Source organism: Sphingopyxis flava (assembly GCF_900168005.1).
GTDB classification, from domain to species: Bacteria; Pseudomonadota; Alphaproteobacteria; order Sphingomonadales; family Sphingomonadaceae; genus Sphingopyxis; species Sphingopyxis flava.
In genome coordinates this window covers 1-13,284 of sequence record NZ_FUYP01000003.1, presented here as the reverse complement: position 1 = coordinate 13,284, position 13,284 = coordinate 1, and the positions used below count along the sequence as shown (strand labels likewise).

The 13,284-nt window shown below is 63.3% G+C and carries 10 protein-coding genes; 9 read left to right on the top strand and 1 reads right to left on the bottom strand.

The genetic code is table 11. The features are described 5' to 3' along the window. Nucleotides 1–97: 97 nt before the first annotated feature. From B5X69_RS02855 to B5X69_RS02815, 9 genes are read left to right on the top strand one after another with little or no spacing between them, the layout of a single operon-like run. A complete protein-coding gene (locus B5X69_RS02855) occupies nt 98–2,833 on the top strand; it encodes a nitrate/nitrite transporter (protein ID WP_079637207.1) in 2,736 nt (911 codons plus the stop codon). A gap of 16 nt (nt 2,834–2,849) precedes the next feature. Then, the gene (locus B5X69_RS02850) at nt 2,850–6,632 is read left to right on the top strand and encodes a nitrate reductase subunit alpha (RefSeq protein ID WP_079637206.1); all 3,783 of its coding nucleotides are present in this window, start codon (nt 2,850–2,852) and stop codon (nt 6,630–6,632) included. Next, complete coding sequence (gene narH, locus B5X69_RS02845; RefSeq protein WP_079637205.1) at nt 6,629–8,155, top strand: nitrate reductase subunit beta; 1,527 nt, start codon at nt 6,629–6,631, stop codon at nt 8,153–8,155. The genes B5X69_RS02850 and narH overlap by 4 nt, the downstream gene beginning before the upstream one ends. Next, nucleotides 8,152–8,850, top strand: a complete 699-nt coding sequence (gene narJ, locus B5X69_RS02840) for a nitrate reductase molybdenum cofactor assembly chaperone (protein WP_079637204.1) — start codon at nt 8,152–8,154, stop codon at nt 8,848–8,850. The genes narH and narJ overlap by 4 nt, the downstream gene beginning before the upstream one ends. Next, nucleotides 8,847–9,641, top strand: coding sequence for a respiratory nitrate reductase subunit gamma (narI, locus tag B5X69_RS02835; RefSeq protein ID WP_079637203.1), 795 nt, complete (start codon nt 8,847–8,849; stop codon nt 9,639–9,641). The genes narJ and narI overlap by 4 nt, the downstream gene beginning before the upstream one ends. Continuing rightward, nucleotides 9,638–10,531, top strand: coding sequence for a peptidylprolyl isomerase (locus tag B5X69_RS02830; RefSeq protein WP_079637202.1), 894 nt, complete (start codon nt 9,638–9,640; stop codon nt 10,529–10,531). Before narI ends, B5X69_RS02830 begins: the two co-directional genes overlap by 4 nt. After that, nucleotides 10,531–10,860 carry a hypothetical protein gene (locus B5X69_RS02825; protein ID WP_079637201.1) on the top strand — a complete coding sequence of 110 codons (330 nt, stop codon included), beginning with the start codon at nt 10,531–10,533 and terminating at the stop codon, nt 10,858–10,860. Before B5X69_RS02830 ends, B5X69_RS02825 begins: the two co-directional genes overlap by 1 nt. Next, a complete protein-coding gene (locus B5X69_RS02820; protein ID WP_079637200.1) occupies nt 10,853–11,059 on the top strand; it encodes a hypothetical protein in 207 nt (68 codons plus the stop codon). Before B5X69_RS02825 ends, B5X69_RS02820 begins: the two co-directional genes overlap by 8 nt. 39 nt (nt 11,060–11,098) lie before the next feature. Continuing rightward, on the top strand, nt 11,099–12,328 hold the full coding sequence (locus B5X69_RS02815) for an NnrS family protein (RefSeq protein ID WP_217699093.1): 1,230 nt from the start codon (nt 11,099–11,101) through the stop codon (nt 12,326–12,328). A 2-nt stretch (nt 12,329–12,330) separates the two neighbouring features. Here B5X69_RS02815 and B5X69_RS02810 read toward each other — a convergent pair whose 3' ends face one another. Next, entirely contained in the window at nt 12,331–12,795 is a 465-nt protein-coding gene (locus B5X69_RS02810) for a hypothetical protein (protein ID WP_079637199.1), read from the bottom strand. Nucleotides 12,796–13,284: the final 489 nt, after the last annotated feature.

Sequence of the window (13,284 nt, the reverse complement as noted above, 5' to 3'; positions counted from 1 at the left end):
CTTATTATGCTGAAATCTGTCATCGTCTTGGCAACCAATGCGTTCATCGCGTATTGACATGCTTAGGGTTTGGCAGCGGAGGAGGGACGCCTCGCCAATGTCGGAGGACGCGGTAAAGGCCCCGGAGGGCGGAACTCGTGCGCTATGGGCCAGCACGGCGGCCTTTACCGTATGCTTTGCGGTCTGGACGATTTTCTCGATCATCGGGCTCGGCGTCAAAGAGGAACTCCGTCTATCCGAGACAGAGTTCGGGCTTCTAATAGGCACACCGATCCTGACCGGATCGCTTACGCGCGTATTTCTGGGCGTCTGGGCGGATCAGATTGGCGGACGACGCGTGTTCGCAGGGGTGATGGTCCTTGCCGCGATCGCGACGGTCCTCACCTCCTATGCCGATACCTACGTCGAGCTGCTGATCGCAGCACTGGGAGTCGGCATCGCTGGCGGCGCCTTTTCTGTGGGCGTCACCTACGTGTCCAAATTCTTTCCTCCCGAACGACAAGGGACGGCGCTCGGCATCTTTGGTGCCGGAAATGTCGGCGCGGCCATAACCAAGTTTCTCGCCCCTTTCGTGATGGTGGCGATGGGTTGGCAGGGGGTCGCGCAAATTTGGGCTGCCGGCCTTGTCGTGATGGCGGTGCTTTTCCTCTTTCTGACCCCCGAGGATCCGGAAAGCGCTGCGCGCCGCCGCGAAGGGCGCAAGGCCGCCGGCATGGCAAGCCAGCTGGAGGTTCTTCGCAACGTGCAGGTCTGGCGATTTGCGCTCTACTATTTCTTCGTCTTCGGCGCGTTTGTGGCGCTAGCGCTGTGGCTGCCTCGCTACCTCATCGGGGTCTATGGCCTGGATATAAAAACCGCGGGCATGCTCGCCGCCTTCTATTCGGTGCCGGCCAGCCTGTTTCGCATCTATGGCGGCAAGCTGTCCGACCGCTACGGCGCCCGCGCGGTCATGTACGTGACCCTCGGCGTCTCGGTGTTCTGCACCTTCCTCCTGTCCTACCCGCCGACAACCTACATCGTCGAAAGCATTCACGGTCCCATCACCTTTCGAACCTCGATGGGACTCCTTCCGTTCCTCATGACGATCTTCGTGCTCGGTTTCTTCATGAGCCTCGGCAAGGCTGCGGTATTCAAGCACATCCCGGTCTACTACCCTCACCATGTCGGCGCGGTCGGAGGACTCGTCGGCATGATCGGCGGACTGGGCGGTTTCGTGCTGCCGCTCGCCTTCGGGGTGCTTAATGACCTGACCGGCGTCTGGACGAGTTGTTTTGCGCTCCTGTTCCTGCTCGTGGGGACGGCATTGGTATGGATGCATCTCGCGATCCAGCAGATGGAACGCGAAGCGACGCGTGCCGGCAAAGCAGCAACCACGCCGGAGCTACCCGAGATGCAGGGCTTGGGTGAACCCGGCTTTGTGCCACCGCCGCGCCGCGCCGGACCGCTGCGCGACTGGCGACCCGAGGATGAGGCGTTCTGGCAAAGCCAGGGCCGCGGCATCGCCCGGCGCAATCTCTGGATTTCTACCTATTGCCTGCTTCTCTCATTTGCCGTGTGGATGGTGTGGAGCGTGGTCGTCGCACGACTGCCCGGCATCGGTTTCAGATTCACGACGGACCAACTCTTTTGGTTGGCGGCCGTTCCCGGCTTGTCGGGCGCCACGCTGCGCATCTTCTACGCCTTCCTCGTGCCCATTTTCGGCGGCCGACTCTGGACGACGATCTCGACCGCCTCGCTGCTGATTCCGGCCTTCGGCATCGGCTACGCCGTACAGAACCCGAACACCCCCTATCTGATCTTTCTGGCGCTGGCGCTGCTCTGCGGCTTCGGCGGGGGCAATTTCGCGTCTTCGGTTGCCAACATCAGCTTCTTCTTCCCCAAATCCGAGAAGGGCAGCGCGCTCGCGATCAACTCGGGCCTCGGCAATCTCGGCGTCAGCGTCATGCAGTTCCTCGTGCCGGTCGTGGTCACGATGAGCCTGTTCGGCGCGCTCGGCGGACAATCTCAGCTCGCAGGTGACGGCACAAGCGTGTGGATGCAGAATGCGGGCTTCGTCTGGGTACCGCTCATCGTCGTCGGCGCCTTCGCCGCCTGGTTCGGCATGAACGATATCCTTAGCGCCAAATCGTCCTTTGCCGATCAGGCGACGATCTTCGGTCGCATCGACACCTGGAGGATGTGCTGGCTCTACACGGGCACATTCGGAACTTTCATCGGCATGTCGGCGGGTTTTCCACTCCTCGCCAAGCTCGTCTTTCCAGAGGTCGATGCGCTGCGCTACGCGTTCCTCGGGCCGCTGATCGGCGCCTTGTCGCGGGCGGGCAGCGGATGGCTGGCCGACCGCATGGGCGGTGCCCGCGTGAGCTTCTGGGTCTTCGTCGTACAGGCGGCCGCGATCCTTGGCATGATCTGGTTCCTGGATGCACGCAGTTTCGCGGGGTTCTTCGCAATGGTGCTGCTCCTCTTCTTCGTGAGCGGCATTGGCAACGCCTCCACCTTCCAGATGGTGCCGGGCATCATGCGCCACGCCATCGACGCGGCCGAACCCGGCCTTGCCGAGCCGGAGCGCCGCCTACGCGCCGAACGGGAGTCGGCCGCCGTCGTCGGCTTCATCTCGGCGATCGCCGCCTATGGTGCCTTCTACATCCCCAAAGCCTATGGTTCGTCCATCGAGCTGACCGGCGCCGCCAATATGGCGCTCTGGGGATTCCTGATTTTCTACCTGAGCTGCGTCGCGCTGACATGGGTGGCTTACAGTGGTCCACGCGGCATCTTCCGGAACCTCAACCTCGCCAGGGCGTCCTCAAGCCAGATGCCGGCAAGCGCGACATGAACAGGGGAGCCCTTCCATGAGCCATTTTCTGGACCGCCTGACCTATTTCCGCCGGGCGCGGGACAAGTTCTCGGATGGGCACGGCATCACCACGAACGAGACGCGCGAGTGGGAGGACGCCTATCGCAAGCGCTGGGCGGCGGACAAGATCGTGCGCTCGACCCACGGCGTGAACTGTACCGGTTCCTGCTCGTGGAAGATCTACGTCAAGGGCGGTATCGTCACGTGGGAGACCCAGCAGACCGACTATCCGCGCACTCGCCCGGACCTTCCCAACCACGAGCCGCGCGGCTGTCCGCGCGGCGCGAGCTACAGCTGGTATCTCTATTCGGGCACGCGGATCAAATATCCTCTCGTGCGCGCACGGATGATCAAGCACTGGCGCGAGGCGCGCAAGACGATGACACCCGTCGCGGCGTGGAGGTCGATCGTGCAGGACGCAGATAAGCGCCGGGACTGGGTATCGAAGCGCGGGCGCGGCGGTTTCGTGCGCGTCGGGTGGGACGAGGTCACCGAACTTATCGCTGCGGCCAATGCCTATACGATCAAGGAATATGGTCCCGACCGGATCGCCGGTTTCTCGCCGATCCCGGCGATGTCGATGATTTCCTATGCTGCCGGCAGCCGCTACCTCTCGCTGCTCGGCGGTACGCTCCTCTCCTTCTACGACTGGTATTGCGACCTGCCGCCCTCCTCCCCGCAGACCTGGGGTGAGCAGACCGACGTGCCGGAAAGCGCCGATTGGTACAACGCCGGCTTTCTGCTGGTCTGGGGCTCCAACATCCCCATGACCCGTGCGCCCGATGCGCATTTCTATTCCGAGGTGCGCTACCGCGGCGCCAAGAGCGTCGTCATTGCGCCCGACTTCAACGAGGCGGCGAAATTCTCGGATATGTGGCTCCACCCCAAGCAGGGAACCGATGCCGCACTTGCGCTTGCGCTCGGTCATGTCGTGCTCAAGGAATTCCACATTGAGCGCCAGGCCGAATATTTTGCGGACTATACCCGCCGCTACTCGGATTTCCCCTTTCTTGTCCGGCTCGCCGAACGCGACGGGAAACTCGTACCGGACCGCATGCTAAGGGCTGCCGACATCGAAGGCGCGCTCGGCGAGACCAACAATAGCGACTGGAAGCCGGTCGCCTTCGACGATGCGAGCGGCGAACTTGTGGCGCCGCTCGGTACCGCCGGCTTCCGCTGGGGCGAGCAGGGCAAGTGGAACCTCGAGGAAAAGGACCGCAACGGCAGGCAAACCCGGCTTCGAACGACCCTTGCCGATGCGCACGATAGGATCGAGGCGGTCGCCTTCCCCTATTTCGGCTCGACCGCTCCCCATGACTTCGTGGCGACGAGCCATGACGAGGTGCTGCTGCGTAATATACCGGTCAAGCGCGTAGCGCTCGCAGACGGAAGCAGCGTCGCCGTCGCAACGGTGTTCGATCTGTTCTGCGCCAACTATGGCGTCGACCGGGGCTTTGGCGGCGAGAATGTCGCCCAGAGCTTCGACGACGACGTGCCGTTCACCCCTGCCTGGGCAGAGAAGGTAACCGGCGTTCCGCGCCAGGCAATCATCCAGGTGGCGCGCGAATTCGCCACCAACGCCGAGATCACCAAAGGCCGGTCGATGGTGATCCTCGGGGCCGGGCTCAATCACTGGTATCACATGGATATGAGCTACCGCGGCATCATCGCGCTGCTCGTGATGTGCGGCTGCATCGGCCAGTCGGGCGGCGGCTGGTCGCATTATGTCGGCCAGGAGAAGTTGCGGCCGCAGACGGGTTGGCTCCCGCTTGCCTTCGGGCTCGACTGGACACGCCCGCCCCGCCAGATGAACGGCACGAGCTTCTTCTACGCGCACACAGATCAATGGCGCTACGAGACGCTGAGGATGTCGGAGATCCTCTCGCCGCTCGCGCCCGAAGGCGACTGGTCCGGTAGCCTGCTCGACTTCAACGCCAAGGCGGAGCGGATGGGCTGGCTGCCCTCCGCACCGCAGCTCCAGCTCAATCCTATCGAGCTCGGCCGCCATCTCCACGAGACCAAGGCCGACCCAGCGAGCGTAGTCGCCGATGGCTGGAAATCCGGTGAGATCAAGCCTTCGAGCCTCGATCCCGATAACCCAATGAACTGGCCGCGCAACATGTTCTTCTGGCGCTCGAACGTGCTGGGCGCGAGCGGCAAGGGTCACGAATATTTCCTCAAGCACCTGATCGGATCGCTGCACGGCGTGGTCGGCACCGACACCGACGCCGAGCGGATCGACCGACCGCAGGATGTGGTCTGGCGCGACGAGGCGCCGGTGGGCAAGCTCGACCTCATGGTCAACATCGACTTTCGCATGTCGACCACCAGCATCTACGCCGACGTCGTGCTGCCGACCGCGACCTGGTACGAAAAGCACGACCTCAACACCTCGGACATGCACCCCTTCATACACCCGCTGACCGCGGCGGTAGACCCGGCTTGGGAGAGCAGGAGCGACTGGAACATCTTCCGCTCGATCGCGAAAAAATTCTCCGACGTCGCACCCGAGGTGCTAGGCATCGAGCACGACGTCGTGCTCAGCCCCATCCAGCACGACACGCCCGGAGAGCTGGCCCAGCCCTATGAGCCTAAGGACTGGCTGAAGGGCGAGTGCGATCCGATCCCCGGCAGGACCATGCCCGCGGTTCAGTTGGTCGAGCGCAACTATCCGGAGACCTTCGCGCGCTTCACCTCGATGGGGCCGGCGCTGGAAAACCTTGGCAATGGCGCCAAGGGTATCTTGTGGGATGTGACGCACGAGGTGGGGCTCCTCGGCGACCTCAACGGTCGCGTGCTCGAGGGGCCCACCAAAGGCCGGCCCAAGATCGATACGGACATCGACGCCTGCGAGACGATCCTCATGCTCGCACCTGAGACAAACGGTGAAGTTGCGCTAAAGGCCTGGGAATCGCTCGGCGCAATCACCGGCCGTGACCATCGACATCTCGCCGAGGGCAAGGAAGAGGAGAAGATCCGCTTCCGCGACGTTGCCGCACAGCCGCGCAAGATCATCTCCTCGCCGATCTGGTCGGGCCTCGAAAGCGAGAAGGTCTGCTACAATGCCGGCTACACCAATGTCCATGAATTGATCCCGTGGCGCACGCTGACCGGCCGCCAGTCGCTCTACCAGGACCATCACTGGATGCGCGCGTTCGGCGAGGGCTTCGTCACTTGGCGGCCACCGATCGACACCAAGACGGTCCATGACGTGGTCGGCAGGCTGCCCAACGGCAACAAGGAAATCCTGCTTAACATCCTTACGCCGCACCAGAAATGGGGCATCCACTCGACCTACACCGAGAATCTGATCCTCCTCAGCCTCAACCGCGGCGGTCCGACGGTCTGGATCAGCGAGGAGGATGCGCGCGCCGCCGGTATCGAGGACAATGACTGGATAGAGGTGTTCAACATCAACGGTGCGCTGACCGCCCGGGCGATCGTATCACAGCGGATCATGCCGGGTTCGGCGATCATGTACCACGCCCAGGAAAAGCTGGTGAACACGGTCGGCTCCGAAATCACCGGACAGCGCGGCGGCGTCCACAATTCGGTGACGCGGATCAACATGAAGCCGACGCACATGATCGGCGGCTATGCCCAGCTGGCCTATGGCTTCAACTATTATGGAACCGTCGGCGCCAACCGCGACGAGTTTGTGATCCTCAGGAAGATGAGCGAAGTGAACTGGTTCGACAAGCGCGCCGATGATGACGCCAATGTCGCTGGCGGCACCGCTGATTGGGGAACCGGCACGAAAGTGGAGGCAGCAGAATGAGAGTCCGCGCACAAATCGCCATGGTGCTCAACCTCGACAAATGCATTGGCTGTCATACCTGCTCGATCACCTGCAAGAATGTTTGGACCAACCGCGAAGGCGTCGAATATGTCTGGTTCAACAATGTCGAGACCAAGCCGGGCATAGGCTATCCCAAGGACTGGGAGAACCAGGAGCGTTGGAAGGGCGGCTGGATCCGCAAGAAGAACGGCAAGATCCAGCCCCGGCAAGGCGCCAAATGGCGCATCCTCTCGAAGATCTTCGCCAATCCGCACTTGCCGGAGATCGATGATTTCTACGAACCCTATACCTTCGAATATGAATGGCTGCAGGCCGCACCCGAGCTCCAGGCGCAGCCCACTGCCCGGCCGCGCTCCCTGCTCACCGGCGAGGCCCTCGACAAGATCGAGTGGAGCGGCAATTGGGAGGACATGCTAGGCGGGGAGTTCGCCAAACGTAGCCACGACTGTAATTTCGAGGGCGTCGAGAAGGAGATTTACGGCCAGTTCGAGAAAACCTTCATGATGTACTTACCGAGGTTGTGCGAGCACTGCCTCAACCCCTCCTGTCTCGCCTCGTGCCCATCAGGCGCGATCTACAAGCGCGCCGAGGATGGCATCGTGCTGATCGACCAGGAAAAGTGCCGCGGCTGGCGGATGTGCGTCTCGGGCTGCCCCTACAAGAAAATCTATTACAATTGGTCGACCGGCAAATCCGAGAAGTGCATCTTCTGTTATCCGCGGATCGAGACAGGGCAGCCCACCGTCTGCTCCGAGACCTGCGTTGGCCGCATCCGCTATCTCGGCGTCCTTCTCTATGACGCCGACCGGATCGAAGCTGCGGCCTCGGTCGAAGATCCGAAGGACCTCTACGGCGCACAGCTCGGCCTGTTCCTCGATCCCGACGATGTTGCCGTGCAGGAAGCGGCACGGCGCGAAGGTGTGCCCGAACAATGGCTCGAGGCGGCGACGCGATCACCTGTCTACAAAATGGCGGTCGAGTGGAAGGTCGCCTTCCCGCTCCACCCCGAATTCCGCACGCTGCCGATGGTCTGGTACGTGCCGCCTTTGTCGCCCATCCAGTCGGCGGCCGAGGCGGGCAAGATGTCGGCAAAGGACGGAATGCCCGATGTCAGGTCGCTGCGCATTCCGCTGCGCTACCTTGCCAACCTGCTGACCGCCGGCGCCGAGGAGCCGATTGCGGCAGCGCTCGAACGCATGCTGGCCATGCGCTCCTACATGCGCGCCAAGTCGATCGAAGGACGCATCGACGAGTCGATTCCCGAGCGCGTCGGCCTCACGCGCGAAAAAATAGAGGAAATGTACAAGATCATGGCGCTTGCAGCCTATGAGGACCGATACGTGATCCCGACGACGCACCGCGAGCTCGAGGAGGACGCCTATGCGCTGCGCGGCTCGTCCGGTTTCGGATTCCGCGAAGGGACCAATGGATCGACTACGCTCAATCTGTTCGGCGGCGCCAAGCGAACGCCGAAAAAGCGCTATATGGATGCACCGACATGAGGATGACGCTCAAAGCCCTGGCGGCGCTGCTCGGCTACCCCTCGGCCGAGCTCCAGGAGAACGCGAGCGAAGTGCGCCGCGTTCTGCGCGAAGAACAGGCGCTGCCGGAACGCGTACTCGAAAAGCTCGAACCCCTGCTTCTAGGCCTCGATCGCGAGGATCTGCTCGATCTTCAGGCCGCCTACAGCGAATTGTTCGACCGCTCGCGCAAGCTCTCGCTCCACCTCTTCGAGCACGTTCACGGCGACAGCCGCGAGCGCGGCCAAGCGATGATCGACCTTGGCCAGCAATATGCGCAGAGCGGCTTCCTGCTCGACACCAGCGAGCTGCCCGACTTCGTTCCGGTCTTCCTCGAATTCGCATCGTGCCTGTCGCCGTCGGAAGCGCGGGAGATGCTGGGACAGCCGGCGCATGTCTTTGCGGCGCTCGCCGAGCGACTCGATGAACGCCAAGCGCCCTATGCTGGCATTTTCCATGCGCTCCTCGCCCTGGCGGGAGCAAGTCCCGACGCAGCGGCGCTCGCCGAACTTCAGGAGCGTACGCCCGAGGAAAACCCGGCGAAGATCGACGAAGAATGGGAAGAAGCGCCGGTCACCTTCCTCGCATCCGCAGCGCATGAAATGGGCGGCCCTACCGGCGTGGTCGCCAGGATCCGCGCCTCGAACCGCCCGGTCGAAAGGGAGACGGGACAATGAATGGGTTCATCAACCAACTCGCTTTCGGCTGGTATCCCTACCTCGCCGTCACCGTGCTGGTGGTCGGCAGCATCCTGCGCTTCGATGCAAACCAGTTCAGTTGGCGCTCGCAGTCGAGCCAGTTCCTGCGCCGCAAACAGATGGTGCTGGGCTCCAACCTCTTCCACATGGGCATCCTCATCCTGCTCTTCGGCCATTTCGTGGGGCTTCTCACACCGGTCACGGTCATCGACCGATTGGGGATCGGCCATGCGTTCAAGCAGACCGCTGCGCTCGTGGTCGGCGGGCTCGCGGGCGTCACCGCCTACATCGGCTGCACTCTGCTCCTGCATCGCCGTCTGGTCGATCCGCGCATCCGGCGCAGTTCTTCCTGGGGGGACATCCTGGTCCTCGTATTGATCTGGGTTCAATTGACGCTCGGCATCCTGACGACGTTCTGGACGATGCAGCACATGGACGGCCGCGAAATGCTGCGCTTCATGAATTGGGCCAACGGCATCCTGACGCTCAATCCCGGTGCACCGGAGGAAATCGCCGATGTGGCGCTCGTCTACAAGCTCCACATCATTCTCGGGCTCACGCTGTTCCTGATCACGCCGTTTACGCGTCTGGTCCATATCTGGAGCGCGCCCATCTGGTTCCTGTTGCGCCCCGGCTATCAGATCGTCCGCTCGCGCATGCCGCTGCGCAAACGCTTCCTCTCGCCGACGCATGGCCCTGCCGGCGGGGCGCCGAGCTACGGCGGCGACACGGTGATGCGCCAGCACACGCAGGAAGGGCAAACGACATGAGCCGCAAGCCCGACGTTCTCGATCTCGATCGGCCGCGCCCTGAGATGCCGTCCGCCTGCGCCAGCGGCGGCTGCGGTGGGCCTGAGCCCCTGCTGCCGCCGCCGCCGAGCTTCAGCGAGGTTCGCGTCAACGGCATCGAGATCGCGCCCGAAGCGATCGCCCGCGAAATCCAGCACCATCCGGCGCCGGACATGGAAACCGCCTGGATGGAAGCGGCGCGGGCGCTCGCTGTGCGCGAGCTGCTGCTTCAGGAAGCTCGGCGCCTCGGACTGGAGGCGGAGCCGGAGGAGGACGATGCGGGACGCCGTGAGCCTGAAGACGATGCGCTCGTTCGCGCTGTGCTTGAGACTCAGATCGAACCGGAGCGGCCGGACGACGCCGAATGCCGCCGCTATTATGACGCGAACCGCGGGCGGTTTCGTACGCCGGACCTGTTCGAGGCGGCGCACATCCTGATCGAACCGGAAACGGGCCAGGCCGATGGATGGAGCACAGCCGAGCGGCGGGCAAGGGACATTGCTGAGGCAGTGGGCGACGATCCTGCAGCCTTCGCGGCGGCCGCGCGCGCGCATTCCGCTTGCGCCTCCGCTCAGCAGGACGGGGCGCTCGGCCAAGTCCGCCGCGGCGAGCTCGTGGCGGAGATACAGTCGGCACTGGAGCAGCTCGCGGATGGCTCGACGGGCCGCGAACCGGTCCGGTCCCGCTTCGGATGGCATGTCCTGCGGCTGCAGCGAAGGATCACCGGCCGCACCCTTCCCTATGAGGTGGTGCGCGGGAAGATTGGCGAGATGCTCGAGGCGAGGAGCTGGACGATGGCGTCGGCGCGCTACGTCGCGGCCCTCGCCGGGCGCGGGTGCGTGGAAGGCGTGATAATCGGAGCGAACGGTTGATGGTGATGCTCGGCGACATTCTCGCGGCAGCGCGTGGATCCGCAGGAGCACTGGAGCGCTGGCTCGCGCATGCTGACCCGCAGCTCGCCCAGGACACCGCCTGCGCCGCGAAGAGCGTCGGTCTCGGAATCGCCGGATATGCGCGCATGGCCGTCGCCGATTTCTCGCGCTTTGCGAACGAGGAGGACTGGGCGACCCTGGTCTCGAGCCTCCGAGACAGCTCGGACCCGGGAAGCACCTGCCTCGCCGCGATGGTCCATTGGCGGCTGAGCGCGGTTGGATGTCGCGCCCATTCGATCCCCCAGGAGGCAGGAGCCAAAGATGAATGATTCTCGCGAGGCGCAATCGGACGCACCGCTCAACCCGGCCCTCAAGAGCCGCACCGAGACCGTCTACGATACCAAGTCGACCACGCCCGCGCCGATCGACACCGCATCGGCGAAGGAGGGCGAGGGCGAAGCTTGGCCCTGGATCTGGCTTTTGATCGTCGTCGTTTGTATTGCCATAACCCTCTACCTGATCCTGTGATCGCGGGATTGGCCCGGCAAACACAGGAATGAGATCGGGATGAACGAGGCAAAGACGACAAGAGGCGAACGGATGCTCGCGCTGCGGCGCGCGCGTATGGCGGCCTCGCCTCCCTTCTTGCGCGGCGCATTCCGTCCGTTCTTCTTCCTGGGCCCGCTCTGGGCGGTGGTCGCGCTGACTTTGTGGCTGTGCACGCTTGCCGGAGTAGTCACGCTTCCCGCGACGCTCGATCCGCTTGCATGGCACCGCCACGAAATGCTGTTCGGCTTTGTCGGTGCCGTCGTGGCGGGCTTCCTTCTGACCGCCATTCCCAACTGGACGGGGCGGCTCCCGATTGCCGGGACGCCGCTCGCCGCACTGACGGGACTCTGGCTGGCGGGGCGGTTTGCGGTTCTCTACTCCTCATATATTGGCACCATGCTTGCTGCAGTCATCGACCTGGGCTTCTATCTCCTACTCGCAGCAGTCGCCGGCCGTGAGGTCGTCGCGACGAAGAACCGCAACTTGCCGGTGGTCGGCCTGGTACTGCTGTTCGGTATCGCGAATGGGCTCGACCATGCGGCAGGCTCCGGCCTCATCCGCGATCGCGACATTGGCTGGCGCGCGGCAATCGCGCTCGTCGTGCTGATGATTTCGCTGATAGGCGGTCGCATCATTCCCTCCTTCACGCGCAACTGGATGACCAAGCAGGGCATGAAGGAAGGCCTGCCCGGACAGCCGACGCGCTTCGACCTTGCGGTGATTGGCGTGACCGCGCTCGCGCTTCTTGGCTGGACCATTGCCCCCGAGGCCGCCGCGGTCGCATGGGTCCTTGCGGGTGCGGCCCTATTGCAACTGGTCCGCCTGGCGCGATGGCGAGGCTGGCGGACGGTGCGCGATCCGCTCGTGATCATCCTCCATATCGGCTATCTTTGGGTCCCGGTCGGGTTGCTCCTGATCGCCGCGGCCGGACTTGGCGCCCCCCTCTCCCGCTCGGCCGCAGTCCACGCGCTCACGGCGGGCGCCATGGCGACGATGATACTGGCGGTAATGTCGCGCGCGACTCTGGGACATACCGGACGCAGCTTGAAGGCGGACGGCGGGACTGTGCTGGCCTGCATCCTGATCACTGTTGGTGCGCTGCTGCGCGTTGCTGCGCCAGTCGGCCTAGTCGACTATACCATAGGCATCGAGGCTGCAGCCTTGTGCTGGGGAGGCGCTTTCCTGCTCTTCCTCGCCATATATGGACCGATGCTTTTCGCCGCGAGGGTCGACAATCCTTCGGGATAGAATCAGAACAGGCCGCGGCTGCCTCCCGCCGCGCCAAGCACGGTTATCGTCGCCAGGAGAAACAGGAGCCGGTGACCCCAATCCAGCCTGGCGAAGTCGCCCGCCGGATCGGGCGATGCCTTCATGCGGCGATGGATCACCAATGGCTCGGCAAGGAAGAGAATGGTCATGAAGATCATCCAGAGGCCGACCATCGCATGCATCCACCAGTAATGGAAATCGGCGAACCGATCCCACATCGCCCCGCGATGCACCATCCACAAGCCGCTGGTGCCGGCAAGCAGCACCCAAATCCGGGCCTGCGGCGCGAAGCGGCCTTCGATCCGATCGAACGCCGACAGTCGTTCCGCTGACGGATGGTTCGCGCGAATAGACGGGATGACCACCAGCGTCACGAAGGCGACACCGCCGATCCACATCAGAACCGAGAAGATATGAATTGCACGGGCAATAGTGAAATCGTCCATACGCCTGTCAATTGTCCTTGTTCGGTAACGGCAACTCCGAGATCATAGCTGATCAGAGCGAAGCGGGAAATCGCATGCCACATTGCCGCATCAGGCAGCGATTTAGTGGCTTCTCCCTCATCCCCAGCGTTGGTTGGTGATTGCCAATTCAGCTGGGTGCAGCGCCGCCGACGCTGGCTGCGTCCCGGCCGGGGTTGCAATATAGGTTTGAGCAGCAGGTGTCGCTGGAGAGGCGCTCGCGCAGGAAGGCCGCCGCCACAAAAAGCATAATCGTTACCGGCATGCCCGCGAGCAATGCCCAAATCGTCGCATTCACTTGCCGTTGGCGCGGGCGGGCATGGCCGATGACCGTATAGCGCCTGGGTGCGGCGCGCGGTCCAGAGACGGCCGGTTCTAGAGCATCGTGCCAGAAATAGGAATCGGGGGATTCCCAAAAGGTCTGAGTTGTGATTCACCGGGTTCGGAGGTGGATCATGGGGAAATCTTATT